The sequence below is a fragment of the Acidovorax sp. SDU_ACID1 genome, from assembly GCF_045291395.1.
Lineage (GTDB): Bacteria > Pseudomonadota > Gammaproteobacteria > Burkholderiales > Burkholderiaceae_C > MR-S7.
Genome location: NZ_CP152342.1, coordinates 2523204 through 2548665, shown reverse-complemented (window position 1 = coordinate 2548665; position 25462 = coordinate 2523204). Strand labels below are relative to the sequence as shown.

Below are 25462 nucleotides of genomic sequence, written 5' to 3'. Positions count from 1 at the left end.
TGTATTTTTCCGGCCGCGATGCTAGTGGCCGGGCGCATGCCCGACAATCGACATTTCGGTCGCGGCCGATGACCTAATGTAAAGACCCTCCACACGCTCCATGCGCATCCAGAGCCCCTCCCTCGTCGAACTGCATTCCTTCCTGGCCGTGGCGCGCACCGGGAGCTTCCGCCGTGCCGCGCAGGAACTGTGCGTCACCCAGGCGGCCGTGAGCCGGGCCGTGGCGCGTCTGGAGGCCGACCTGGGGCAGGAGGTATTCATCCGGGGCAGCGGCGGGGTGGTGCTGACGCCGCTGGGCACGGACCTGCAGCGCATGACCGCGCGGCACGTGCGCGCGCTGGAGACGGCCGGCATGCGCCTGCGCAAGCCGCGCGAGCGCCTGCGGCTGCAGCTGTCGGTGGTCACCAGCCTGGGCAACCTCTGGCTCATGCCCCGGCTGGAGGACTTTCGCCGCAGCCACCCCGAGATCGGGATCGAGTTCCGCCAGTACCGGCACGACGAGGATTTCACGCGCGAGGACGTGGACCTGTGGATCGACGTGAAGCGCAGCCTGCGCCAGCAGTGGCCGCGCCAGATCGCCGCGCGCTACCTCATCGGCCACGAGATCCTGGAGGTCTGCACGCCGGACGTGGCGCGGGGCATCCGCTGCGCGCAGGACGTGCTGCGCCAGCCGCTGCTCTACCACTCCGCGCACCCCGACAACTGGAACATCTGGGCCCGGGCGGCGCACCTGGACCTGGCGGGCCAGCGGCTGGGCTGCGGGTTCGACCTGGTTATCAACATGGTGGACGCCGCCCGCGCGGGCATGGGCGTGGCGGTGGTGCAGGAGTGCATGGTGCACGACGACCTGCGCGCGGGCCGGCTGGTCGCGCCCCTGGGCATCCGCGCCTCCACGGGCCGCGGATACTACCTGTGCTGGCGCCGGGCGCAGGCCCAGCACCCGGCCAGCGAGCTGTTCGGCCAGTGGCTGCAGCAACAGGCGCTGGCGCCCGTTTCTGCTGCAGTGCGACAATAGCGGCTTGATGACACAACCCTACTCCTCCCTTGCGCTGGCGGAACCCCTCAAGCGCGCCGTAGCCGAAATGGGCTACGAGAACATGACGCCCATCCAGGCCCAGGCGATTCCCGTCGTGCTGACGGGCAAGGACGTGATGGGCGCGGCGCAGACCGGCACCGGCAAGACGGCGGCCTTCTCGCTGCCGCTGCTGCAGCGCCTGCTGCAGCACGAGAACAGCTCGGCCTCGCCCGCGCGCCACCCAGTGCGCGCCCTGGTGCTGCTGCCCACGCGCGAACTGGCCGACCAGGTGGCCCAGCAGATCGCGCTCTATGCCAAGTACACCAAGCTGCGCAGCGCGGTGGTGTTCGGCGGCATGGACATGAAGCCCCAGACCATCGAGCTCAAGAAGGGCGTCGAGGTGCTGGTGGCCACGCCCGGGCGCCTGCTGGACCACATCGAGGCCAAGAACGCGGTGCTCAATCAAGTCGAGTACGTGGTGCTCGACGAGGCCGACCGCATGCTGGACATCGGCTTCCTGCCCGACCTGCAGCGCATCCTGTCGTACCTGCCCAAGCAGCGCACCACGCTGCTGTTCTCGGCCACCTTCTCGCCCGAGATCAAGCGCCTGGCCGGCAGCTACCTGCAGGACCCCATCACCATCGAGGTGGCGCGGCCCAACGAGACCGCCTCCACCGTGGAGCAGCGCTTCTTCAGCGTGGACGGCGACGACAAGCGCCGCGCGATCCGCCACGTGCTGAACGAGCGCGGCCTCAAGCAGGCCTTCGTCTTCGTCAACAGCAAGCTGGGCTGCGCGCGCCTGGCCCGTAGCCTGGAGCGCGACGGCCTGAAGACCACCGCGCTGCACGGCGACAAGAGCCAGGACGAGCGCTTGAAGGCGCTGGAGTCCTTCAAGAGCGGCGAGGTGGACCTGCTGGTCTGCACCGACGTGGCCGCGCGCGGCCTGGACATCAAGGACGTGCCCGCGGTGTTCAACTTCGACGTGCCCTTCAACGCCGAGGACTACGTTCACCGCATCGGCCGCACGGGCCGCGCCGGCGCCTCGGGCCTGGCCGTCACGCTGGTGGCCAGCAGCGACGCGCGCCTGGTGGCCGACATCGAGAAGCTCATCAAGAAGAAGATCGAGCTGGAGCCGATCCGGTTCGAGGAAGAACGCCCGCGCGGGCGCTACAACGACGGCCACCGCCGCGAGCGCGAGGACGACCCGCGTGCGCCGCGCGAGCGCGAGCGCCGCGAGCCGCGCTCCGGCGGCTATCGTCCGGCCGCCGCGCCGCGCGACCCGTTCTTCGACAAGCCCTACGAGCCCAGCGCGGTCGCCGCAGCCCCCACCTGGGAGGCGGCGCCCAAGGCCGCCGGCACGGGCCGCGGCATCTCCGCCAACATCAAGCCCCGGCGCAAGGTGGCGGCCCTGTTCAAGGCGCCGCAGCCGGTCGAATAAAGCACTTTGTCAAAAGCAGGAGCTGCCAGCGCTTGACTGGCAAGGGTTTCAGGTGGTTTTCATGCTGAAACCCAGGAGCTGCAAGCGCAAGCAGCTATCGTTTTTGAATCAATGCCGGTGCCCGCCCGGGCCGGCCAGCGTGGCGACCAGCGCGGCGTCCATCGCACCGAAGGCCAGCACTGTGCCGCCGCGCCGCGCGGCGAATGCCTGCGCTGCCTCGCGTGCGGCAAAGGCCGGCAGGTTGCCCGCGCGCATGGGGCCCCGGGCGTCGGAGCCGTGCACGTAGAAGGCGGCGCGCGCATCGGTCCAGCGCGCGGCCGTGCCGTCTCCCGCATCGGTGACGTAGAGCGCCGCGACCTGCGCGGCGTCGCGGCCGGGGCTGTAGCGCCCCATGTCCTGCAGGTACATGAACAGCGACAGCGGCGAATCGAAGAAATGCGCGTCGCCGTCGGAGAAGATGAGCTGCGCTGCCCATTCGGGGGCGCGCGCGGGGAACATGCCGCACACCGGGCAGCGCGCGCCCGTGGGAACGGGGCGCGGCTGCGTGGGCGCGAGGCCCGAGGCGCTGTCGTAGGGCGTGGGCGGGGCGACGATGCACACGTCGTCCGGCGGCGCCCCGGCCGGCATGCGCTGCGCGCGGCGCACGGCCCAGGCGCCGCCGAAGCCCAGCGTGGCGAGGGCGCCCAGGCCGCCGGCCAGCAGGGCGCGGCGGCTACATGCGGGTGTCGTGCAGGGCGCCACCGCTCAGGTCCACCATGTCGCGCGTGATCTCGGCAAAGCGCAGCACCTTGCCGCCGTGCTCGGCGGCGAACTTCGCGGCATCGGGCTCTTGCGCGAAGCTGGCGATGGTCGGCCCCATCGAGCCGTGGCGCTTGCCGCCCAGCACGTAGATGCCGGCCTTGGCGTCGATCCAGTGGCCCCGGGGCTCGTTCCAGTCGGCCTGGCCCATGTCCTGCACGTAGACGGCGCGGATGGCACGCACCTGCTCGGCCGCGAGCAGGGTATTGAACAGCTCCACCGTATCGCAGAAGAAGGCGGGCTTGTCTTGCCCCGCGTAGTGGATCTGCGCCTTGGGGCCGGGGTAGTCGGCCAGCAGCATGCCGTCGAGTTCGCAGCTGGTGGAGCGGTCGATCTCCACGGGGGCGAGCGACTGGGCTTCGCCCGCCTTGTCGCCGCAGGCGGCCAGCAGCGTGGTGAAGGCGGCAAGGCCCAGCGTGCCGAGCGCGCGGCGGCGGGTGATGCAGGAACAGGTCATGGCTTGAATCTCCAGGTGGCGAGGGCGAGCGGCAGCGCGATCCAGGCGAGCATCACGCCGCCCATGACCGCCGGGCTGCCCAGCGACGAGGGCACGACGCTGGCCAGGCCGTAGAGCGTGCGCACGTCGTCGAGCGAGAACACGTTGAGGATGCGGAACACGTCCGCCGGGTTGAGCAGCAGCAGCCAGGCGAACGCGTCGCCCGCGAACTGCCCGCCGGTGGTGACGAGCAGGCCCAGCAGCAGCAGGTCGAACACCAGTACGAAGAAGAACCAGGTGGCGATGGCCAGGCCCGAGGCGCGCGTGCGCTCGCGCGCCAGCACGGAGATGAGCACCGCCAGGCTGAGGAAGGCCAGCCCCAGCAGCACCGAGCTGAGCATGAAGCCGCCGTAGTGGTAGAGCGCCGCGCCGCTCATGTGCCGCCACAGCAGCACGGCCACCAGCCCGAAGCCGGCCACGGTGGACAGCGTGAGCGCGCCCGCCAGCCCCAGGTACTTGCCCAGCAGCAATTCGAGGCGCGTGATGGGCAGGGCCAGCAGCAGGTCGAGCGAGCCGCGCTCGCGCTCGCCCACGATGGCGTCGAAGCCCAGCAGCAGCGCGATCAGCGGGATCAGGTAGATCACCAGGCTGACCAGGCTGGCGATGGTGAACTCGATGGAGCGAAAGCCCACCTGCCCCTGCTGCGCGCCGCCGAAGTAGGCGATGACCAGCGAGAACACGGTGAAGACCAGGGCCACCGCCAGCACCCAGCGGTTGCGCATGCGGTCGCGGAATTCCTTGGCCGCGATGGTGAGGATTTGGGTGATTTCCATCTCAGTGACCTATTGCGTTGCGTGCCGTCTGCAGCCTTTGAAACTGGCGCCCGCCAGGCGAGGACCGCCGTGCAAGGGCCGCCCCGCCGCACGGGCGGCGTCCCCCTTCCCACGCGCAGCGTGAGAGAAGGGGAAGCGGCGTAGCCGCTCAGGGGGATGTCTCATATGCTGCGCAGGCCGAAGTACACGTCTTCGAGCGAGGGTTCCTGGATCTGCAGGTCCAGCAGCCGTGCGCCCAGGGGGGCGAGGGCGGCGAGCACGGCCATCTTCTGTTCGCGCGGGCAGTCCAGGCGCAGGCCGCCTTCCGCGGCGGTGCAGGCGACGTGGGGCAGTGCGGCCAGCGCCTGCCGCGCGGCGGGCACGCCGCCCTCGTCCAGCGCCAGGGTGATGGACAGGGGCATGCGCATCTGCTCGCGCAGCGCCTGCACGCTGCCCACGGCCTGCATCTTGCCCGAGGCGAGGATGGCCAGGCGGTCCACGCGCTCCTGCAGCTCGGCCAGGATGTGCGAGGTGATGACCACCGTGACCCCTTCGGCCTGCAGGGTGCGCAAGGTGGCGTAGAAGTCGCGGATGGCCTGCGGGTCCAGGCCGTTGGTGGGCTCGTCGAGGAACAGCACGCGCGGGCTGCCCAGCAGCGCCTGCGCGAAGCCCAGGCGCTGGCGCATGCCCTTGGAGTATTCGCGCACCGGGCGCCTGCCGGCGTGCGCCAGGCCCACGCGCTCCAGCATGGCAGGGCATTGCGCGAGCGGCGCGCCCTTCAGGCGGGCGAAGAAGCGCAGCGTCTCCAGCCCGTCGAGGTTGTCGTAGAGCACCACGTTCTCGGGCAGGTAGCCCAGGTGGCGACGCGCGGCGCGAAAGCCGCGCCCGGTGACCGTGGCGCCGCCGATGCGGATGTCGCCCTGCGTGGCCGGCACCAGGCCCAGCATCATCTTGAATAGCGTGCTCTTGCCCGCGCCGTTGTGGCCGATCAGGCCGAAGATCTCGCCGCGCGGGATGGCGAGATCAACGCCGTCCACCGCGTGCAGCGCACCGTAGTGCTTGCTCACGCCGCGCAGCGCGATGGCCATGCCGTCACTGGCCGGGGAAATGCTTGCCACGCCATTCACTCCAATCGTTGTTGCCGGGCTGCATGCGCGGGCGGGGATCCACCACCGAGGGCACGCGCAGCACGGGAAATTGCTGGGCCACCAGCCGCAGCGCCTGCACGGCGGGGCTGGCCAGCAGCAGCTTGACGCCGGGGTGGCGCCAGGTGAGCCGGTCCACCATGTCGTTGGCCTCGTAGGGCACGTCGCCCACGCCGTCGCCGTCGCGGTCCCAGCCGAGGTAGTTGCTCCAGTGGTTGCCGCGCCGGGTGCCCCAGGGCTCGTCGCGCGCGCCCACGTAGCGCACCTGCTCGCGGTTGCCGATGAAGTCGTTGCCCTCCACCTCGTTGTTCTTGGAGCCGGCCGCCAGGTGCACGCCCACGGTGTTGTCCACCACCAGGTTGCCGTTGAGACGGATGTACTCCACGTCGTAGATGAAGAAGCCCCGGTTGTTGCCGGCGACGACGTTGTTCTCGATCACCGAGTCCTGCAGCGTGCGCAGCATGATGCCGTGGTCGCTGTTGCCCCAGGCGCGGTTGCCGCGCACCACCTGGTCGCGCACTTCCATCAGGGCCAGGCCGCCGCGGTTGTAGTAGCTGTCGTTGTCCTCCCACAGGTTGTGGTAGGAGTTCATGTAGTGCGTGCCGTAGCGGCTGTGGTGCAGCTTGTTGCCCTGGAACAGCGCGTTGTGCGACACGTCGACGTACAGCGCGTCGCGCACGAAGCTGATGTCGTTGTTCAGGATGCGCGCGCGCTGGGTGTTGTAGAGCTGCACGCCGTTGCCGCGCTGCGAGGAGGCGTAGTCGCGCTTGCCGGTGATGCGGTTGTGCTCGATGAGCACCTCGTCGGCCTTCTCGATCCACAGGCCGAACAGGTTGTAGGTCAGGTCGCAGCCGCGCACCACGGCGCGGTGGGCGCCGGGGTAGAGGTAGATGCCGGCGTTCTGGTCCTTGAGGCTGTCGCCCGAGTCGCGCACGATCAGCCCGTCGATCACCACGTCGGGCGCGGTCACGCGGATGGTGTCGCCCTGCAGGCCGCCGCTCACGGTGGGGCGGTCGATGCCGCGCAGCGTGAGCGGCTTGTCGATCAACAGGTTGGCGCGGTACTGGCCGCGCTGCACCTCCACCGTGTCGCCCGGCCGGGCCGCGCGCACGGCGGCGGCGAGGTCGTCGCCCGGGCGCACGGTGACGGTGGCTGCCTGGCAGGCCCCGGCGATCCACAGTGCCAGGGCCAGGCTTAAGTGGGTGGTGGAGCCTTTCATGGAACCACCAGCCCCAGGGCCTGCAGCGCCAGGAACAGCGCGGCGCCGATCATCAGGTTCTTGAATCCCACGTAGCTCATCATGTCCATCACGCCGGCAACGCGGTAATTGTCGCGCCACCAGGGGCCGTCCTTCACGTAGCGGCGGCCCGACAGGCGGATCAGCACCTCGTACACGCTCCAGCCGAACCACCAGCCGATGATGGCGCCCGAGGAGAGCTGCCCCATGGCCGCCACCACCCAGGCCACCGTGGCGGCGATGGCCAGCGAGATGCCCGCCATCTGCAGCGCGCGCTGGCTGCGCCAGCCCTCGGCGCTCCAGGGCCAGAGGTGGTCGCGCACCTCCAGCAGCAGCCACTTGGCGAAGCCCACGCCGCGCTTGTGCACGGGCAGGGTGGGGTCGGTGGGCATGCGCGGGTCGGGCCCCTTCACGGCCTTGGGCAGGATCTGGTCGGCCACCGTGGCGGGATGGATGGGGATGAAGTAGCCGTTCTTGCCGATGGGCGTGAGCTCCAGCCCGTCCTTCTCGCGGCGCTTGCGCTCGCGCGCCAGGGGTGGGCAGCCTTTCACGTCGGTGTAGAGGATCATGCAGTCCAGGCAGTGCAGGCATTCGCGGTGGTCGATGCGGCCGTCGGCGTCGATGGCCTGGGCGCCGCAGCCCACGGCGCAGGCCTTGCAGCTGTTGCAGTCCTGCTTGCGCTTGAGGCCGAACCAGCGGAACGTGCTGGGCATGGCCAGCGACGCGCCCAGCGGGCAGATGTACTTGCAGTAGGGCCGCTCGATGAAGATGGACACGCCCAGGATGGCGGCCACGAACAGGCCGTAGGGCCAGGCGCGGTTCAGCACGCCGACCAGGAAGGTGGTCTTGAACGGCTCCACCTCGGCCAGCTTCTCGGCCAGCCCCATGGAGAACATGGACACGGTGAGCAGGAAGAAGAACACCGCGTACTTGACCCACTTGAGCCGGTCGTGCCACTTCTGCGGCAGCTGCGTCTGGAAGCGCTTGAGTCCGATGTGCTCGGCGATCTTGTAGATCGCCTCCTGCAGCGAGCCGAACGGGCACATCCAGCCGCAGAACAGGCCCCGGCCGAACAGGAACACCGTGACGATGATGAAGATCCAGAACAGGAAGATGAACGGGTCGGACAGGAACAGCGACCACGTCCACTGGAACAGCAGCGAGTGGAACCAGGTCAGCACCTGCGTGATGGAGGGCTGGGCCATGTAGCCGAAGCCGATCCAGAAGATGCTGATGGCCCAGAACGTGTACTTGAAGCCGTTGACCGGCCACTTGTTCTTGTGCGTGGACAGGCGCGTGAGCTTCTCGCGCAGCGCATAGACCACGCCCACCAGCACCAGCAGCGCGGCGAACAGGCCGATCGGCAGGGCCTGCGACTTCCAGATGCGCACCCACGGGGCGGCGGGCTCCTCGACCTTGGGACGGCCGCCTTCGAGCACGCTGGCGGGCAGCCAGTATTTCGACTCGAACACCGCGAAGCTGCGGTGGCCCGTGGCCTGGTCCACGCGGTTGCCCAGGAAGGCCAGCTTCCACGGGTAGGCGGCGGAGAACGAGGGCGAGCGGACCACGAAGATGGCCGACTCGGTGTAGCGCGGCGCGCCCGCGGCCTCCAGGCCGTAGAGGTTGTACGAATCCAGGTCGCGGAAGGTGAACGAGTCCGCGCCCTGCTTGACCTGCACGCGGTCGTAGATGCCGCCGCGCACGAAGCCCGAGCCCTTGAACGACTCGGCGCCCGCCGTCTTGATGACGAAGAGGGCGTTCTCGCCGTCCTTCAGGCGCGAGCGCAGGTTGCCCCAGCCGTTGCTGCCCAGCAGGCTGCGGCCGATGTCGGGGTGGTTCAGGTCGCCGAACCACAGCTCGATGAACGGCTCGGGCCCGCGCGGCAGGCCCACCTGCTCGGGCTTGACGGCCAGGCGCTGCACGGCGCCCATCTGCACGAGCTGGGCCCAGTCGTAGCTTTGCCCGCTGGCGGCGAAGCGCGCCGGCTCGCGCACCGTGGGCGCGATGATGCCGGTCTGCCGCGCCACGGCGGCGCCCGAGGCCATGACCACCTGGTTCTGCGCGACCACGGTCACGGTGGCGCCGGAGATCGCATCGACGCCGATCACGTTCTCGTCGGGGCGCGAGGGGCCGACCTCGATGGTGTCGGCCACCGACTTGCCGATGTACTGGTTGTTGAAGTTGATGAGCGCCGATTCGGGAATGCCCAGCAACAGGATGGGCTCGGAGTGCTTGAGCACCTTCACGCCCACGAAGCGGCCATCCTTGTCCATGCCGATCAGCGTGACCACCGGCTTGCCCGAATAGGCGGGCGTGTCGGTGATGTCGGTGGAGAGCATCACGTAGCCCAGCAGCGTGTCGCCCTCGCCATAGGCCTCGACATAGGGCGGCTGGCCCTTGCGCTGGGAGAAGCGCACGGCGCCGGGGAACACCTCACCGCAGGGCAGCAGCGCGCACAAGTCGGGGGCCGTAGCCAGGTTGGCGGGCAGCTCGGCTTCGTAGGCGCCCGCATAGGCGCGGGGCGCCAGGCCGAGGGCCAGCAGCATGGCCAGGAGGAAGGCGGCGAACCGCGGGCCGAGGGAGATCATGGGACTCTTGTTTTGATAGCTGGTAGCGCTTGGCCAGCAAGCGCTGGAAGCCGATTTGGCTTGAAACCTCCCTGGGCGCGGCGGCCCAGGGAGCGGTGCGGCGTCAGGCTTCGACGATCATGCGGGTGCGCATCTCCAGGTGCAGTGCATGGCAGAAGTGCGTGCAGTAGCACCAGAACACGCCGGGCTTGTCGGCGATGAAGGTCACCGACTTGGTCTCCAGCGGGTTCACGATGAAGTTCACGTTGTAGTTCGGGATGGCGAAGCCGTGCGTCAGGTCCTCGATCTTGTCCAGGTTGGTCAGGATCAGCGTGACCTCGTCGCCCTTCTTCACCGTGAACTCGCGCAGGCTGAAGGCCGGCGCCTGCGAGGTGATCTTCACCGTGACCTTCTTGCCGTTGCGCGTCACGCCCGACTCCTTCGGGTCCTTGATCGCCAGAGGCGAGTCGTCCAGGTCATACACCTGCTTGGGCTTGAGCAGGTCGCGCTTGAAGATGATGAAGTCGTGCGGCTCGCCGCGCACCGGGTGGTCGGCCATCAGCACCATCTTCTCGCCCGAGATGTCGATGAACTGCTCGTTCTCCGGGTGCAGCGGGCCCACGGGCAGGAAGCGGTCCTTGGAGAACTTGCAGCCCACGGCCAGGTACTTGCCGTCGGCCGCGCGCGTCTCGGACTGCGAGGCGTTGATGTGGCCGGGCTGGTAGTGCACGTCCAGGCGGTCCACCACGTACTTGGCGTTCTTGTCGCCGGCGTGGAACTTGATCGCGGCGTCCACGTTCCACTTGACCACTTGGCTGTCCAGGAACAGCGTGGTGTAGGCGTTGCCGCGGCCGTCGAAGGCGGTGTGCAGCGGGCCCAGGCCCAGCTCCACCTCGGCGACGATGGCGTCGTCGAGCTTCTCCATCTTGCCGTCGAACCAGTCCAGCACCTTGGCCAGCTCGATCACCGTGGCCGTGGGCGAGAGCTTGCCGGCGCAGATGAAGTACTTGGCGTCGGGGCTGGCGTTCACGCCGTGGGGGTTCTTGGGCACGCTCACGTAGGCGGTGAGGGCGGTCTTGGGGTCCTTGTTCGCCTCGTGCGTGCCGTCCACCACGGGCACCTTCGACGTGCCGATGGTCTTGAACTTGCCGGCCTTCACGGCTTCCTCGATGCGCGCCACGTTGAAGAACAGGCAGGCGTCGCGCTCGGCGGACATCATGTCCTCGTACTTCGCGCCCATTTCCACGTTGTACTGGTTGGTGGCGGCCAGCTTGCCGTCGTACGAAGTGGCGACCAGGTCGCAGTTGCCGTCGATCAGCACCTGCCAGCGCACTTCCATCGTCTCGGCATCCACGCAGGTGAAGAGGGAGCGGTACTTCGTGTGGTCCTCGATGCCCGCGTTGGGCAGCGGAATGGCGAACTCGCCGCCGCAGAACACGCGCGTGGTGTAGTTGATGGCCGGGTCCACCGGGTCGGCCTTGTCGGGGAAGATGCCGTGGAAGCCCTGCACGTTGGGCAGCTCGGTGATCTTGTCGCAGACGAAATAGTCCAGGCGGATGCGGGCCACGCGGCTGTTGATCTTGTCGTTGATCCAGGCGTAGCGGCCGTCGTAGTTGCCGTCCTTGTACGAGGCGTGCGTGTGGTGGGTGTCGGCCACGGTGTAGCGCAGGTGGCCGTCGGGCTTGGTGCCCATGACCGCCTTGGACTCGTTGGTGACGCCCCAGCCCACGAGCGCGTCGGGCACGAAGCAGGGAATGCGGTGGATCTCGCGGCCCGAGGGCAGGCCCAGCACGCGCATGTCGCCGGTATGGCCGCCGCTCCACAGGCCGTAGTAGGTGTCGAGCTCGCCCGGCTTGAGGTGCGCGCTGGCACCCGCATGGCTGGCCGGCGCCGGGGCGGGCGCCGCGGCGCCCGAGGCGGCAGGCGCCGCGGCGGGCTTGTCGTTGCACGCGGCAACGCCCACCGTCAGGCCCGCCAGCGCGGCCGTGTTGATGAAGCGGCGGCGTCCCATGCCGGCTTCGGTGTTCTGGACTTCTTTCTTCGTGCTCATGTTGGCCTCTTTTCAGGATTGGCAAAGGGAAAACGGTGGTGCGCGCGCCGGCGGCGGCGTGGCCATGGGGGCCACGGCATGCACGCCGGGCGGCGCGGCGGGAAGGGGGGTGGAAACGGGAAGGGCCGGCAGGCGGGCCTGCGCGGGCAGGGGCGGGGCGCTGCCCAGCAGGCACAGGGCGCAGTCGAGGCCCAGCGGGCCGGCCGGGGCCTCGCCGCCAGGGGCGTGGACGACGAGCGCGGAACCCGCGCCGGAGCAGACCACCTCCAGCGTGCGCGGCTGCACCAGGGGCGCGGCCACGGCCGTGCCCAGGCAGGCGAAGAACCACGCCAGTACCCACCAGCGCCAGCGGTTCAGGGAGCGGAAGGTGGACATGGGTGGGTGCGTATCGGTGTTCGTTGTGGAGTTGCCCCGGAGGGTGGCTGCGTGGGTTAAATATTCACCTAAAATGTTTCTTTGCATATTGATGCATGTCAAATGAATATTTAGGAAAATCTCCCACACTGACGCACATCAGGTCGGAGGGCGCCGCGCAGGGCCATGGCACCGCAACGCCCCTCCCGCCTCTTGATGTCACCGCAAGAAAGAAAGGCAACCCCCATGAAACCGATCTCCCTCACCCTGGCACTGGCCGCTGCCGCCGTGCTGCTCACCGCCTGCGGCAAGAACGAGGCGCCCGCGCCGGCCGCCCCCGCACCCGCGCCGGCCGCCCCCGCACCCGCGCCGGCCGCGCAGGCCCCCGCACCTGCGCCCGCCGCGGCACCCGCCGAGAACACCGTGGGCAAGAGCACCTACGGCAAGACCTGCGCCATGTGCCACGCCGCGGGCGTGGCCGGTGCGCCCAAGCCGGGCGACAAGGCCGACTGGGCTCCGCGCATCGCACAGGGCAAGGACACGCTCTACAAGCACGCCATCGAGGGCTTCACCGGCTCCAAGGGCATGATGCCGGCGCGCGGCGGCGCGGCCAGCCTGAGCGACGACGACGTGAAGGCCGCCGTGGACTACATGGCCGACCAGTCGGTCTGAAGGCGAGGAGCGCGATGAACCCCGATCCGCGCATCCCCGGCCGGCTCACGCGCAGGCGCTTCGCGCTGGCGCTGCCGCTGCTCGGCGCGCTGGCGTACCTGGCGCCGGGCGGGGCCCTGGCATCCGCGCCCGGCGGCCTGGTACGCGAGAGCCGCGTGCTCATGGGCACGCGGGTGGACATCGTCGCCAGCGCGCAGGGGGCCGATGCCCACGAGGCCGTCCGCCAGGCGTTCGCGGAAATGGAGCGCCTCGAAGCGCTCATGAGCCGCTACCGTGCAGACAGCGATGTCGGCCGCATCGCCGCCGCAGCCGGGCGGCACGCGGTGCCGGTGGCGCCCGAGGTGATGGCCGTGCTGCGCACCGCGCGGCGGCTGCACCGCGAGAGCGGCGGCGCGTTCGACATCACCGTGGGCGCGCTCGCCGGCTGGCGCTTCGAGCCGGGGCACGAGGCCGTGCCCACGCCCGCGCAGATCGGGCGCGCACTGCGCCTCGTCGGCATGGACGGCCTCGTGCTCGACGAGCGCGCGGGCACGGCCCGCCTGGCGCGGCCGGGCATGGCGCTGGACCTGGGCGGCGTGGCCAAGCTGCCGATACTGCACGCGGGCCTGCGCGCCCTGGCGCGCGCGGGCGTGCACGATGCGCTGGTCAACGGCGGCGGCGACGTGCTTGCGGCAGGCAGCCTGCAGGGCCGCCCCTGGCGCGTGGGCGTGCGCGATCCGGCAGCGCCCGCGCGGCTGCTGGGCGTGCTGGAACTGCAGGGCGGCGGCGTGGTGGCGTCTTCGGGCGACTACGAGCGCGGCTTCGTGCGCGCGGGGCGCCGTCTGCACCACGTGCTGGACCCGCGCACCGGCTGGCCCACCGAGGGCGTGCACGGCGTGGCGCTGCGGGCGCGCACCGTGGACGAGGTGAACGGCTGGGGCGCGGCGCTCATGGTGCGCGGCGCGGCCCAGGCGGGCGCATGGCACGCGCAGCACCCGGGCGTGGACGCCCTCGTGGCCGACGCTGGCGGCGCGCGCTGGCTGTCGCAGGGCATGGCGGCGGCGCTGAAAAATATCGGCTGAAAAGGGCTCCAGCGCTTGCTGGGTAAGCGCGAGCAGCTCCTATTCCGATAGTTCAGGCGCCGGGCTGCTGCGCCTGCGGGCACGCCACCTGGCAGTGCTCGCGCTCGGCCAGAGTGGCGCCGAAACGCACGGCGCTCAAGGCGCCGCCCCAGACGCAGCCCGTGTCCAGCGCCAGCAGGTCGGGCCGGTTCATCCAGCCCAGCGTGGACCAGTGGCCGAACGCGACCAGCGTGCCCCGGCTGCGCCGTGCCGGCACGTCGAACCAGGGCACCAGGCCGGCCGGCGGCTGGCTGGCGCTTTCCGTGCTCTCGAAATCCATCACGCCCTCGGGCGAGCAGAAGCGCAGCCGCGTCAGCGCGTTCACGATGACGCGCAGCCGGTCCATGCCCTGCAGGCCCTCATCCCAGCGGTCGGGGGTGTTGCCGTACATCTGCTGCAGGAAGCTGCCCAGGTGTGGCCCCCGCAGCATGGCGTGCACCTCGCCGGCGAGGGTCGTCGCGTCCTGGGCGCTCCATTGCGGCAGCACGCCGGCGTGGACCATCAGTAGCGTTTCTCCGCCGTGTTCGATCTGGCGCGCCAGCGGCTGGAGGCGCAGCCAGTCCAGCAGGGCCGCGTGGTCGGGCGCCTGCAGGATGGCGTCCATCGTGTCGCGGCGCGAAGGCTTGCGCACGCCGTGCGCGGTGGCCAGCAGGTGCAGGTCGTGGTTGCCCAGCAGCGCATGCATGCTGCCTTCCATTGCCATGCAGCGGCGCAGCACGGCGTCGGACTGCGGGCCGCGGTTCACCAGGTCCCCGAGCAGGTACAGGGTGTCGCGGCTGGGGGAAAAGCCGATATGCGTGAGAAGCCGCTCGAATGCGCCATCGCATCCCTGGATGTCGCCCACACAGTAAATCGCCATGGTCCGCCGTTTCCTTTCTGAAAGCGCGATTGTCATGCCACGGCGTGCTGATTCGGCCGTACCGCTGCGCGGCCATGGCTGTCTTTCTCGGTGTGGTGTAGTAACCATGTGAAACGAGGTGGTTTTCCTACAGGCGGCCAGTGCGGCGCATTGGATTCGCAAATGCGCAGAGGTTCAGGTGCGTGTGGTTTATACGTATAAGGGCTGCAGGTGTTGCGCTCATTGCACTGTATTTCCGCAAACGTCAAGCAGGTTTTGCAAACTATCCCTATAATCAAATCGACCGCGTTTAATCCACCTCGACATTCTCATTAACTGCCATGAACACCAGCTATAAAGACCTCCTGAAGCAGCGCGAAGCGCTGGAGCAGCAAATCAACGAGGCCCGCCGCCGCGAGCTTTCCGCCGCCGTTGCCCAGGTGCGCGACCTGATCGCTGAATATGGCCTTTCCCAGCAGGATGTGTTTCCATCGGGCCGCAGCGGCCGCGTGTCGTCGGCCAGCGGTACCAAGGTGGCGCCCAAATACCGCAATCCCGCCACGGGCCAGACCTGGACGGGGCGTGGCAAGGCGCCCAAGTGGATTCAGAACGAGGACCGCGAGAAGTTCGCCATTTGAACCGGCGTTATCCGCTCATCCGTAAAGCCCGCTTTCAGCGGGCTTTTCTATTGGCGGCGAGATGCGGGGAACATCCTTCTCTGGTTATGGACATTGCCGGACGGGCGGCATTGAGGCATGCCTCCTTCATCCCGCTATGACCACTGCGCGGCGTGAAGGTATTGGCCGGTGAATTGGCAGAGGAGCCAGGCCACTGCCAGAATAGAAGCACCTGTCGTCCCCCGAATGGAGTATCCCCATGGCTGCATCTTCCACCAAAGCCACCAAAGGCCACGCTTTCGCCTCCACGCTCAAGACTTTCACCACGGCATCGGGCAAGGGCGGCAAGTTTTATTCACTGCCGGCGCTGGCGCGCCAGTTTCCCTCCATCGGGCGCCTGCCGGTATCCATTCGCATCGTGCTCGAATCGGTGCTGCGCAATTGCGATGGGCGCAAGGTGACGCCCGGGCACGTGGAGCAGCTCGCCAACTGGGGCGCCCATGCGCCGCGCAAGGACGAGATTCCCTTCGTCGTCTCGCGCGTCGTGCTGCAGGACTTCACCGGCGTGCCGCTGCTGGCCGACCTGGCCGCCATGCGCAGCGTGGCGCAGCGGCTGGGCAAGGCACCCAAGAAGATCGAGCCGCTGGTGCCCGTGGACCTGGTGGTGGACCACTCCATCATGGTGGACCACTACGGCACCAAGAAGGCGCTGGACCTGAACATGAAGCTTGAATTCCAGCGCAACCGCGAGCGCTACGAATTCATGAAGTGGGGCATGCAGGCGTTCGACACGTTCGGCGTGGTGCCGCCCGGCTTCGGCATCGTGCACCAGGTGAACCTGGAATACCTGGCGCGCGGCGTGCACAAGGACGCGAACGGCGTCCACTACCCCGATACGCTGGTGGGCACCGACAGCCACACCACCATGATCAACGGTATCGGCGTGGTGGGCTGGGGGTGGGCGGCATCGAGGCAGAGGCGGCCATGCTGGGTCAGCCGGTCTATTTCCTCACGCCCGACGTGGTGGGCTTCGAGCTGACCGGCCAGCTGCGCGAGGGCGTGACGGCCACCGACCTGGTGCTCACGGTGACCGAGATCCTGCGCCGGGAGAAGGTGGTGGGCAAGTTCGTCGAGTTCTTCGGCGAGGGCACGCGCACGCTGGCGCTGCCCGACCGGGCTACCATCGGCAACATGGCGCCCGAATACGGCGCCACCATGGGCTTCTTCCCCGTGGATGAGAAGACCATCGACTATTTCAAGGGCACGGGCCGCACCCAGGCCGAGATCGAGGCGTTCGAGGCCTACTTCCGCGCCCAGGGCCTGTTCGGCGTGCCGCGCTCGGGCGAGATCGACTATTCGCAGGTCGTGCGCCTGGACCTCGGCGACGTGACGCCCAGCCTGGCCGGCCCCAAGCGCCCGCAGGACCGCATCGAGCTGGGCAACGTCTGCCGGCAGTTCGCCGAGCTGTTCTCCAAGCCGGTGGCGGAATCCGGCTTCAATCGGCCGGCCGAGCTGCTGCACACGCGCTACCAGATCCGCAAGAGCGGCGAGGCACCCGAGGTCGTGCCTGCCGAGAAGCCCGCCCCGCCCGGTGCGCCGCGCTTCGAGGCCGAGATGGAGCAGAACAAGCCCAAGCTGGAGGTGCAGCACGTGGAGCCCACGCTGCACGTGCAGCCCAGGAGCCCGCAGCCGACCATCGGCAACGGCGATGTGCTCATCGCCGCCATCACGAGTTGCACCAACACCTCCAACCCCAGCGTGCTGCTGGCCGCGGGCCTGTTGGCCAAGAAGGCGGTGGAGGCCGGGCTCAAGGTGCAGCCGCACATCAAGACCTCGCTCGCGCCCGGCTCGCGCATCGTCACCGAATACCTCACCGAGACGGGCCTGCTGCCTTACCTGGAAAAGCTCGGCTTCGCCGTGGCGGGCTACGGCTGCACCACCTGCATCGGCAATGCAGGCGATCTCGCGCCCGAGATCAACGAGGTGATCACCGGCAACGACCTGGTCTGCGCGGCCGTGCTGTCGGGCAACCGCAATTTCGAGGCGCGCATCCACCCCAACCTGAAGGCCAACTTCCTGGCCAGCCCGCCGCTGGTGGTGGCCTATGCGATCGCCGGGACGGTGCTGCGCGACCTGATGACCGAACCGGTGGGGCAGGGCAAGGGCGGGCGCTGCGTCTACCTGGGCGACATCTGGCCGAGCAGCGAGGAGATCCACGCCCTCATGCGCTATGCCATGAAGGGCAAGGCCTTCCGCGAAAACTACGCCAAGGTGCGCACCGACCCGGGCGCGCTCTGGAACAAGGTGAAGGGCGTGGCGGGCGACACCTACGTCTGGCCCGCCAGCACCTACATCGCCGAGCCGCCGTTCTTCGCCCACTTTGCTCTCGATTCAGGAGCTGCCAGCGCTGATGCGGCGGGCGCCACGGCTCAAAAAGACTCCGAATCGGTGCTGGGTGCGCGCATCATGGCGCTGTTCGGCGACTCGATCACCACGGACCACATCTCGCCCGCGGGCTCGATCAAGGAAACCTCGCCCGCCGGCCAGTGGCTGCTGCAGCACGGCGTGATGAAGCAGGACTTCAACAGCTACGGCGCGCGGCGCGGCAACCACGACGTGATGATGCGCGGCACCTTCGCCAACGTGCGCATCAAGAACCTCATGATCCCGCCGCTGGCGGACGGCTCGCGCGAGGAAGGCGGCGTCACCCTCTACCAGGGCGACGGGCCGATGCACGGCACCAAGATGTCCATCTTCGACGCGGCCATGCAGTACATCGCGCACAAGACGCCCACGGTGGTCTTCGCCGGCGAGGAATACGGCACCGGCTCCAGCCGCGACTGGGCGGCCAAGGGCACGCAGCTGCTGGGCATCAAGGCCGTGGTGGCGCGCAGCTTCGAGCGCATCCACCGCTCCAACCTCGTCGGCATGGGCGTGCTGCCGCTGCAGTTCAGGGGAGGCGATTCGTGGCAGAGCCTAGGCCTGACGGGCGACGAAGTGATCGACGTGGTTCCCGACCCCGCGCTCACGCCGCAGAGCGAGGCCCGGCTGGTCATCCGCCGCGCCGACGGCTCGCGCCAGGAAGTGGTGGTGACGCTGCGCATCGACACCCCCATCGAGGTCGACTACTACCGCGCCGGCGGCATCCTGCCGTACGTGCTGCGCCAGCTGCTCGCGGGCTGACCCCTCCCTCCGGGGCGCGCCTGAGGGAATAAACCGATGCGCGGCCCTGGGCCCTGGGGCTGGAGAGTCGATACACTCGTATCCACATGTATTCGACGCCATCCCTGGCCCTTCCATGAAGCCCCGGCTCTCTCCATCGCTGGCGCGGACCCGGTTGCCCGCAGGCCCGGTCGCCGTCGTGGCGATGGTGGTGGCCGTGCCGGCGCTGCTGGGGGTGCCGATGCTGCAGGGGCTGGGCGCGCTGGCGCTGGAGCCGCTGCTGGCCTTCGTCGCCGTCTTCGCGGGCCTGCTGGCCGTGGCCGTCTGCCTGCAGATGCTGGACGTGCGCGACCAGCACCGCGCCAACGTGCTGGTGCTGGGACTGTCGGTGGCGGCGGTCTGCAATTTCATGCACGCCATGCTGCAGCTGCAGGCCGGCGCCCCGCAGGCCGGCCAGGCGGCCGCCGGGGCCTTTTTCTCCATGGCCGCGCGCGGCGTGGAGGCGCTCACGCTGCTGCTGTTCGCCCTGCGCCTGCACATTCCGGGCGCGGGCATGGTCTGGGTGGCGGTGGCGGCGCTGGCCGCCATGCCGCTGCTGTGGACCGGCGCGGGGCCGTTGTCCGCCGGGTGGATGCAGGAGCAGGGCGGCGTGCGCCTGCTGCTGGCGAGCCTGGCCGCTGCCGTCGCCATGGCGGCCGCGGCGGGGCTGCTGCTGCGCCCCGGCGGGCCCGAGCGCGGCGGGCGCGTGCGCCTCATGGCCTGGGCCGCGCTGTGCATGGCGGCGGGCGAGGCGATGCTGGGCGTGCGCGTGTGGCTGGGGGACGAGGCGCTGCCGCTCGGATGGGCGGCCCATGCGCTGCGTGTCGCGGGGTACGCGCTGCTGTTCCAGGCGGTCTACACCTCCGGCGTGCGCCTGCCCTATGAGCGCGCGCGGCAGGCCGAGAGGCGCGTGCGCGAAAGTGGCCTGCGGCTGCAATCGCTGGGCCGCAACCTGCCGGGCAGCGTGCTTTACCAGCTGGTGCGCGAGCCCGACGGCCGGCGCTATTTCGTGCACGTGGGCGATGCCATCCTGCGCCTCAACGGCGTGCGCGCCGACGACGTGGTGCGCGATGCCGCGGTACTCTACGACCAGATCCTGCCCGAGGACCGGCCGCTCAACGCGCTGGCGGAAGAGCAGTCGTTCCACACGATGTGCGTGAGCGAATGCGTGGTGCGCATGCGGCGCACCGATGGCGAGGTGCGCTGGATGCGCATGAGCTCCTCCCCGCGCCGTCTCGATGCGGGCCGCGTGATCTGGGACGGCGTGCTGTCCGACGTGACGCAGCAGCGCGAGGCCGAGCGCCTGACGCGCGAGCGCGACGTGCAACTGGCCAGTGTGCTGCAGCACCTGCCCGGCGGCGTCTCGCGCGTGGACCGCCAGGGCCGGGTGCTGTACGTGAATCCGCTGCAGGCGCAGTGGCTGCGCTGCGCGCCTTCGGCCCTGGAGGGGCAGCTGCTGTCCGACGTGCTCACGCAGCCCTTCCTCTCGCGCCTGGACCCGCCGCTGCAGCGCGCGCTGCGGGGCGAGACCACCACGGCCGAGGTGGACATGGAAGGCCCCGACGGTCCGGTGGTCTGGCGCATCACCTTTGTGCCCGAGAGGGCGGGGGAGGAGGTGTCCTCCGTCGTCATCTTCGCCTACGACATCACCGAGCAGAAGCGCCTCGCGCACGAGCTGCGCCAGCAGCGCACGCAGTTGGGGGGCCTGGTGAATGCGATCCCCGATGTCGTGAGCCTCAAGGACGCGCAGGGGCGCTATGTCTCGGGCAACCCCGTGTTCGCGCGCTTCCTGGGGCGCAGCGAGCGCGAATTCGTCGGCCTCACCGATGCGCAGCTCCTGCCCGCCGGCGAAGCGCAGCGCGTGCAGGCGCTCGACCAGCGCGCCATGGCCGCCTGGCAGCCCCTGGTCGTGGAGGAAACCCTCACCTTCGCCGAGGACGGCTACAGCGGGCGCTTCGAGACCGTGAAGACCCCCATCCGCGATCAGCACGGGCGCGTGACCGGCGTGCTGAGCGTCTGCCGCGACATCACCGACCGCCAGCGTGCCGCGCAGGAGATCGAGCGCCTGGCCTTCTACGACCCGCTGACGGGGCTGCCCAACCGGCGCCTGCTGCTCGACCGCCTCGAGCACGCCATGGCCGCGTGCGAGCGGCACGGCCGCCTGGGCGCGCTGCTGTTCATCGACCTGGACAACTTCAAGGACCTCAACGACACGCTGGGCCACGACATGGGCGACCGCCTGCTGGCCCAGGTGGCGCAGCGCCTGGTGGAATGCGTGCGCGAGTCCGACACGGTGGCCCGCTTCGGCGGGGACGAGTTCGTCGTCATGCTCGAAAACCTGGAGCCCGCGCTGAGCCGGGCGGCGGGGCAGGCCGAGCGCGTCTCCGAGAAGCTGCTCGCGCGGCTCAACCAGCCATTCGACCTGGGGTCGCAGCAATACTTCAGCACGCCGAGCATCGGCATCACGCTGTTCGGCGAACAGCGCTCCAGCGTGGACGAACTGCTCAAGCGCGCCGACCTCGCCATGTACCAGGCGAAGGCGGCGGGGCGCAACACCCAGCGCTTCTTCGACCCCGACATGCAGGCGGCGGTCAACGCGCGCTCGCAGCTCGAAGCCGACCTGCGCCAGGGCCTGGCGCGTTCCGAGCTGAGCGTGCACTTCCAGCCCGTGATGGACGAGCGCGCCCGGCTGTGCGGCGCCGAGGCGCTGGTGCGCTGGCGCCACCCCGAGCGCGGCATGGTGAGCCCGGCCGAGTTCATCCCCCTGGCGGAGCAGACCGGCCTCATCGTGCCGCTGGGCCGCATGGTACTGCGGCTGGCGTGCGAGCAGCTCGTGCGCTGGAGCCACCACGCCTCCACGCGCGGCCTGAGCATTTCCGTGAACGTGAGCGCGCGGCAGTTCCGCCAGCCCGACTTCGTGGCCGACGTGCTCGGCACGCTGGCCGAGACGGGCGCGCAGGCGGGCCTGCTCAAGCTGGAACTCACCGAAAGCCTGCTGCTCGGCGACGTGGAGGACACGGCGCAGCGCATGGGCCTGCTGCAGCAGCAGGGGGTGGGGTTCGCGCTGGACGACTTCGGCACCGGCTACTCCTCGCTGTCCTACCTCAAGCGGCTGCCGCTCGCGCAGATCAAGATCGACCAGGGCTTCGTGCGCGATGTGCTGGCCGACCCGAACGACGCCGCCATCGTGCGCACCATCCTCGCGCTGGCCAAGAGCATGGACCTGCAGGTGGTGGCCGAGGGCGTGGAGAGCACCAGCCAGCTGGCCTTCCTCAAGCTGCACGGCTGCGACGGCTTCCAGGGCTACCTGTTCGGCCGCCCCTGCACGGCCGAGCAGTTCGAGGCCGAGCATCTGCCCGAGCTGGGCCCGCATTCCCAGGCGCTCGCCACGCCCGCCCTGCCATGAGCGCACGCATCGCCTGGATCGACCCCGACCCGCAGCACGCGCGCCGCGCGCTCGGGCTGCTGGCCCACACCGACGCATGCGCGGGCTGGCTGGCCATGCCCGTGCCCACGCCGGACTTCGGCATGGCGCCGCTGCAGGGCTGGAGCGCCGTGGTGCTGTGCCTGGCGCCGCACGCCACGCAGCTTCCCGCCTGGGCGCTGGAGCATCCGCACTGGCCTGTGCTGCTGTGCCTGGCGCCCGGCCAGGAGGCGCTGGCCGCGCGGGCGCTGCGGGCCGGCGCCGGCGATGCCGGGGGCGACTACGTGGTGCGCCACCCGGACGCCGACCACGTGCCCGAGCTGCTGCGCCGCCTGGCTGCGCTGGTGGAGCGCTCCGGCCGCAGCGCCGGAGGCGACGCCGCCGAGCCGCTGCGCCAGCAGATCGCGCGCATGCGCACGGCGCTGGCCAGCATGAGCCAGGGCATTTTCCAGACCGGGCCGGACGGACGCATCAACGTCTACAACCAGCGGGTGCTGCAGTTGCTGGACCTGCCCGAGCAGCTCATGGCCGGGCATCCCACGCTGGCCGAACTCACCGAGCTGCAGGCGCACCGCGGCGACTTCGGCACCACCTACGACCTGGTGGACATGCGCGGGCGCGACTACATCGCCGAGGGCGCGGTGCGGATCTCGCCCGAGGTCTACTGGCGCAAGACCCGCGGCGGCCGCACCTTCGAGGTGCGCACCAAGACGCTGCCCGACGGCGGGCTGGTGCGCACTTTCGCCGACGTGAGCGACTACGTGCGCGTGCAGTCCGAGCTGCAGACCAGCGAGGCGCGCTTCCGCAGCCTGTGCGACCTGTCCTCCGACTGGTACTGGGAGCAGGACGCGCAGTACCGCTTCACCGATTTCGCGGGCGTCTCCGCGCACAAGGACGCGCGGCTCGAATCCATGCTCGGGCGCACCTGCTGGGATACGCCCGCCCTGAACATGCGCGAGGAAGACTGGGTGGCCCACCGCCGGCTGCTGGCGGCCCGTCAGCCGTTCCGCGACCTGGAGCTGCAGCGCGTGGGCGCGAACGGCCAAGCCTACTGGATGGCGCTCAGCGGCGTGCCCATCATCGACGCCTCCGGCGTGCTGCGCGGATACCGCGGCGTGGGCCGCAACATCACCGAGCGCAAGCGCGTCGAGGGCGAGATCGAGCGGCTGGCCTTCTACGACATGCTCACCGGCCTGCCCAACCGGCGCCTGTTCCTCGACCGCCTGCAGCGCGCCTGCGTGGGCCTGCAGCGCAGCCAGCGCCACGCGGCGCTGCTGTTCATCGACCTGGACAACTTCAAGGACCTCAACGACACGCGCGGCCATGACACCGGCGACCAGCTGCTCGCGCAGGTGGCCGAGCGGCTGCGCGCCTGCATGCGCGCCAGCGACACCGTGGCGCGCTTCGGCGGCGACGAATTCGTGGTGCTGGTCGAGAACCTCGCGGGCCAGCGCCCCGCCGCCCAGCAGGACGCGGACAAGCTCGCGCGCAAGATCGCCGGCGTGCTCAGCCAGCCCTACGCGCTGGGCAGCGGGCCGGCGCACCACAGCACGCCCAGCATCGGTCTCACGCTGTTCGGGCACCCGCCGGCCGCGCCGGAGGAACTGCTCAAGCAGGCCGATTTCGCCATGTACCAGGCCAAGGCCGCGGGCCGCAACGCCGTGCGCTTCTTCGACCCCGGCGTACTCGCCGCGATGAGCGCGCGTTCCGAGCTGGAGACCGAGCTGCGCCACGGCATCGCGCGCGGGGACCTGCGGCTGCACTACCAGCCCGTCGTCGACGCCCAGGGCCGCATGGTCGGCGCCGAGGCGCTGGCGCGCTGGCAGCACCCGGTGCGCGGCATGGTCAGCCCGGCCGAATTCATCCCGCTGGCCGAGCAGAGCGGGCTCATCCTGCCGCTGGGGCGCTGGGTGGTCGAGAGCGCCTGCGCCCAGCTCGCGGCCTGGGCCCGGCAGGCGGCCACGCGGCAGCTCGTGCTGTCGGTGAACGTGAGCGCGCGCCAGTTCCGCCAGCCCGACTTCGCCGACCAGGTGCTGGGCGCGCTGCGCGCCAGCGGCGCCTCGGCCCGGCTGCTGCGGCTGGAGCTCACCGAAAGCCTGCTGCTCACCGACACCGAAGAGATGATCGCCAAGATGGAGTACCTGCGCGCCCAGGGCGTGGGCTTCTCGCTGGACGACTTCGGCACCGGCTACTCGTCGCTGTCCTACCTCAAGCGGCTGCCGCTGGACCAGCTCAAGATCGACCGCGGCTTCGTGCGCGACCTGCTCACCGACCCCAACGACGCCGCCATCGTGCGCACCATCCTCGCGCTGGCCCAGAGCCTGGACCTGGGCGTGGTGGCCGAAGGCGTGGAGACCACGGGCCAGCTCGACTTCCTGCAGCGCCACGGCTGCCAGGCATTCCAGGGCTACCTGTTCGGCCGGCCGGTGCCCATGGAAGACCTCGAACGGCGGCTCTGAGACCACGTTCTAACGCCCGGATGGGCCGACAATCGCGGGCATGCACAAACAGGTCTTGATCGCAGGCGGCGGCATCGGAGGGCTGGCCGCCGCCCTGGGCTGCTCGCGCGCCGGCTGGGAGGTGCGGCTGTACGAACGCGCGGACGCGTTCACCGAGGTGGGCGCCGGCGTGCAGATCGGCCCCAACGTCGTGCGGCGCCTGCAGGCCTGGGGCCTGCAATCCGCACTGCAGGCCGTCGCGGCCTTCCCCGACCGGCTGCAGGTGCGCAGCGCGCAGGGCGGCCGCGAGCTGGCCAGCCTGCGGCTGGGCGCCACCGTCATCGAGCGCTATGGCGCCGCCTACGCCACCATCCACCGCGCCGACCTGCATGGCCTGCTGCTCCAGGCCGTGCGCGGACGGCCCGAGGTGCACCTCAACCTGGGCCAGGCCGTCGAACGCCATGCCGAGGAGGGCGGGGCCGTCACCCTGCGCCTGGTGCGCAGGGACGGCACGGCCGTGGAGGTGGAGGGCGACGCCTTCATCGGCGCCGACGGCCTGCGCAGCGGTACGCGCGCGCGCCTGCTGGGCGAGGCGCCCACGCGCGTGTCGGGCCACCTGGCCTACCGCGCCGTCGTGCGGCAGGACGCGCTGCCCCAGGCGCTGCGCACCACGCGCGTCACCGCCTGGCTGGGGCCGCGCCTGCACGTGGTGCAGTACCCGCTGCGCCGCGGCGAGCTGATGAACGTGGTGGCCATCCGCCACGGCACGCCGCCCGCCGACCTGGAAACCTGGGACCACGGCGCCAACGCGCAGGAACTGGAGGCCGCCCTGGCCGGCACCTGCACGGCGCTGCAGGACCTGGTGCGCGCGGTGCCCCAGGCCGGCAGCGGCTGGCGCCTGTGGCCGCTGCTCGACCGCCCGCCCGTCGCCGGCCCGCACGAGATGGCGCGCGGCCTCATCGCGCTGCTTGGCGATGCAGCCCACCCCATGCGCCCCTACCTGGCGCAGGGCGCCGGCATGGCCATCGAGGATGCGGCCGAACTGCAGCGCGCCCTGGCCATGCACGACCTCGACGTGCCCTTGCGCCTGCGCCGCTATGCGCTCAACCGCTGGCAGCGCAACGCCCGCGTACAGGAGCGCTCGCGCCGCAACGGCACCATCTTCCACGCCACCGGCCCCCTGCGCTGGGGGCGCGACATGGCACTGCGCCTGCTGGGCGAGCGCATCCTGGACGTGCCCTGGCTCTACCGGGGCGATGGCTCCAGCGCCAGTCTGCTTTGATTTCGATAGCTGCTCGCGCTTGATGGATAAGCGCTGGA

The 25462-nt window shown here is 70.0% G+C and carries 17 protein-coding genes and 1 pseudogene; 9 read left to right on the top strand and 9 right to left on the bottom strand.

The window, feature by feature from the left end; all coding sequences use genetic code 11:
- Positions 1 to 100 precede the first annotated feature (100 nt).
- Complete coding sequence (locus AAG689_RS12540; protein ID WP_406626223.1) at positions 101 to 1015, top strand: LysR substrate-binding domain-containing protein; 915 nt, start codon at positions 101 to 103, stop codon at positions 1013 to 1015.
- Between the two features lie 7 nt (positions 1016 to 1022).
- Positions 1023 to 2453, top strand: coding sequence for a DEAD/DEAH box helicase (locus tag AAG689_RS12535; RefSeq protein WP_406626222.1), 1431 nt, complete (start codon positions 1023 to 1025; stop codon positions 2451 to 2453).
- Positions 2454 to 2561: 108 nt separating this feature from the next.
- Here AAG689_RS12535 and AAG689_RS12530 read toward each other — a convergent pair whose 3' ends face one another.
- From AAG689_RS12530 to AAG689_RS12495, 8 genes are all read right to left on the bottom strand, one after another.
- Positions 2562 to 3194 (bottom strand): nitrous oxide reductase accessory protein NosL, encoded by a 633-nt coding sequence (locus AAG689_RS12530; RefSeq protein ID WP_406626221.1) that lies wholly within the window; start codon positions 3192 to 3194, stop codon positions 2562 to 2564.
- A complete protein-coding gene (locus tag AAG689_RS12525) occupies positions 3166 to 3708 on the bottom strand; it encodes a nitrous oxide reductase accessory protein NosL (RefSeq protein ID WP_406626220.1) in 543 nt (180 codons plus the stop codon). The genes AAG689_RS12530 and AAG689_RS12525 overlap by 29 nt, the downstream gene beginning before the upstream one ends.
- A complete protein-coding gene (locus AAG689_RS12520) occupies positions 3705 to 4520 on the bottom strand; it encodes an ABC transporter permease (RefSeq protein WP_406626219.1) in 816 nt (271 codons plus the stop codon). Before AAG689_RS12520 ends, AAG689_RS12525 begins: the two co-directional genes overlap by 4 nt.
- A gap of 161 nt (positions 4521 to 4681) precedes the next feature.
- Positions 4682 to 5587, bottom strand: a complete 906-nt coding sequence (locus AAG689_RS12515; RefSeq protein ID WP_406626336.1) for an ABC transporter ATP-binding protein — start codon at positions 5585 to 5587, stop codon at positions 4682 to 4684.
- Positions 5588 to 5591: 4 nt separating this feature from the next.
- Entirely contained in the window at positions 5592 to 6863 is a 1272-nt protein-coding gene (locus AAG689_RS12510) for a nitrous oxide reductase family maturation protein NosD (protein ID WP_406626218.1), read from the bottom strand.
- Complete coding sequence (locus AAG689_RS12505) at positions 6860 to 9469, bottom strand: 4Fe-4S binding protein (RefSeq protein WP_406626217.1); 2610 nt, start codon at positions 9467 to 9469, stop codon at positions 6860 to 6862. The genes AAG689_RS12510 and AAG689_RS12505 overlap by 4 nt, the downstream gene beginning before the upstream one ends.
- 103 nt (positions 9470 to 9572) lie before the next feature.
- The gene (gene nosZ, locus AAG689_RS12500) at positions 9573 to 11498 is read right to left on the bottom strand and encodes a TAT-dependent nitrous-oxide reductase (protein WP_406626216.1); all 1926 of its coding nucleotides are present in this window, start codon (positions 11496 to 11498) and stop codon (positions 9573 to 9575) included.
- A gap of 12 nt (positions 11499 to 11510) precedes the next feature.
- The gene (locus tag AAG689_RS12495; RefSeq protein WP_020227603.1) at positions 11511 to 11873 is read right to left on the bottom strand and encodes a DUF2946 family protein; all 363 of its coding nucleotides are present in this window, start codon (positions 11871 to 11873) and stop codon (positions 11511 to 11513) included.
- A gap of 225 nt (positions 11874 to 12098) precedes the next feature.
- Between AAG689_RS12495 and AAG689_RS12490 the strand changes: the two genes are divergently transcribed.
- Positions 12099 to 12524, top strand: a complete 426-nt coding sequence (locus tag AAG689_RS12490; RefSeq protein ID WP_406626215.1) for a c-type cytochrome — start codon at positions 12099 to 12101, stop codon at positions 12522 to 12524.
- A 14-nt stretch (positions 12525 to 12538) separates the two neighbouring features.
- The gene (locus AAG689_RS12485) at positions 12539 to 13585 is read left to right on the top strand and encodes an FAD:protein FMN transferase (protein ID WP_406626214.1); all 1047 of its coding nucleotides are present in this window, start codon (positions 12539 to 12541) and stop codon (positions 13583 to 13585) included.
- A gap of 52 nt (positions 13586 to 13637) precedes the next feature.
- Here the strand turns inward: AAG689_RS12485 and AAG689_RS12480 are convergent, their stop codons facing one another.
- Complete coding sequence (locus AAG689_RS12480) at positions 13638 to 14483, bottom strand: symmetrical bis(5'-nucleosyl)-tetraphosphatase (protein ID WP_406626213.1); 846 nt, start codon at positions 14481 to 14483, stop codon at positions 13638 to 13640.
- Between the two features lie 320 nt (positions 14484 to 14803).
- Here AAG689_RS12480 and AAG689_RS12475 point away from each other — a divergent pair, with 320 nt between their 5' ends.
- From AAG689_RS12475 to AAG689_RS12455, 5 genes and pseudogenes are all read left to right on the top strand, one after another.
- Positions 14804 to 15100: an H-NS histone family protein gene (locus AAG689_RS12475; RefSeq protein WP_020227599.1), complete on the top strand. Its 297-nt coding sequence runs from the start codon at positions 14804 to 14806 to the stop codon at positions 15098 to 15100.
- Between the two features lie 238 nt (positions 15101 to 15338).
- Positions 15339 to 18262, top strand: a pseudogene (locus AAG689_RS12470) (aconitate hydratase).
- A gap of 115 nt (positions 18263 to 18377) precedes the next feature.
- Positions 18378 to 21686 (top strand): EAL domain-containing protein, encoded by a 3309-nt coding sequence (locus AAG689_RS12465; protein ID WP_406626212.1) that lies wholly within the window; start codon positions 18378 to 18380, stop codon positions 21684 to 21686.
- Positions 21683 to 24163, top strand: a complete 2481-nt coding sequence (locus tag AAG689_RS12460) for an EAL domain-containing protein (protein ID WP_406626211.1) — start codon at positions 21683 to 21685, stop codon at positions 24161 to 24163. The genes AAG689_RS12465 and AAG689_RS12460 overlap by 4 nt, the downstream gene beginning before the upstream one ends.
- Before the next feature lie 40 nt (positions 24164 to 24203).
- Positions 24204 to 25424 (top strand): FAD-dependent monooxygenase, encoded by a 1221-nt coding sequence (locus AAG689_RS12455; RefSeq protein ID WP_406626210.1) that lies wholly within the window; start codon positions 24204 to 24206, stop codon positions 25422 to 25424.
- The last annotated feature ends 38 nt before the right edge of the window (positions 25425 to 25462 follow it).

Coding starts and splice junctions, on each gene's coding strand:
- AAG689_RS12540 (WP_406626223.1), top strand. CDS start 101: ATGCGCATCCAGAGCCCCTCCCTCGTCGAACTGCATTCCTTCCTGGCC.
- AAG689_RS12535 (WP_406626222.1), top strand. CDS start 1,023: ATGACACAACCCTACTCCTCCCTTGCGCTGGCGGAACCCCTCAAGCGC.
- AAG689_RS12525 (WP_406626220.1), bottom strand. CDS start 3,708: ATGACCTGTTCCTGCATCACCCGCCGCCGCGCGCTCGGCACGCTGGGC.
- AAG689_RS12520 (WP_406626219.1), bottom strand. CDS start 4,520: ATGGAAATCACCCAAATCCTCACCATCGCGGCCAAGGAATTCCGCGAC.
- AAG689_RS12515 (WP_406626336.1), bottom strand. CDS start 5,587: ATGGCCATCGCGCTGCGCGGCGTGAGCAAGCACTACGGTGCGCTGCAC.
- AAG689_RS12510 (WP_406626218.1), bottom strand. CDS start 6,863: ATGAAAGGCTCCACCACCCACTTAAGCCTGGCCCTGGCACTGTGGATC.
- AAG689_RS12505 (WP_406626217.1), bottom strand. CDS start 9,469: ATGATCTCCCTCGGCCCGCGGTTCGCCGCCTTCCTCCTGGCCATGCTG.
- nosZ (WP_406626216.1), bottom strand. CDS start 11,498: ATGAGCACGAAGAAAGAAGTCCAGAACACCGAAGCCGGCATGGGACGC.
- AAG689_RS12495 (WP_020227603.1), bottom strand. CDS start 11,873: ATGTCCACCTTCCGCTCCCTGAACCGCTGGCGCTGGTGGGTACTGGCG.
- AAG689_RS12490 (WP_406626215.1), top strand. CDS start 12,099: ATGAAACCGATCTCCCTCACCCTGGCACTGGCCGCTGCCGCCGTGCTG.
- AAG689_RS12485 (WP_406626214.1), top strand. CDS start 12,539: ATGAACCCCGATCCGCGCATCCCCGGCCGGCTCACGCGCAGGCGCTTC.
- AAG689_RS12480 (WP_406626213.1), bottom strand. CDS start 14,483: ATGGCGATTTACTGTGTGGGCGACATCCAGGGATGCGATGGCGCATTC.
- AAG689_RS12475 (WP_020227599.1), top strand. CDS start 14,804: ATGAACACCAGCTATAAAGACCTCCTGAAGCAGCGCGAAGCGCTGGAG.
- AAG689_RS12465 (WP_406626212.1), top strand. CDS start 18,378: ATGAAGCCCCGGCTCTCTCCATCGCTGGCGCGGACCCGGTTGCCCGCA.
- AAG689_RS12460 (WP_406626211.1), top strand. CDS start 21,683: ATGAGCGCACGCATCGCCTGGATCGACCCCGACCCGCAGCACGCGCGC.
- AAG689_RS12455 (WP_406626210.1), top strand. CDS start 24,204: ATGCACAAACAGGTCTTGATCGCAGGCGGCGGCATCGGAGGGCTGGCC.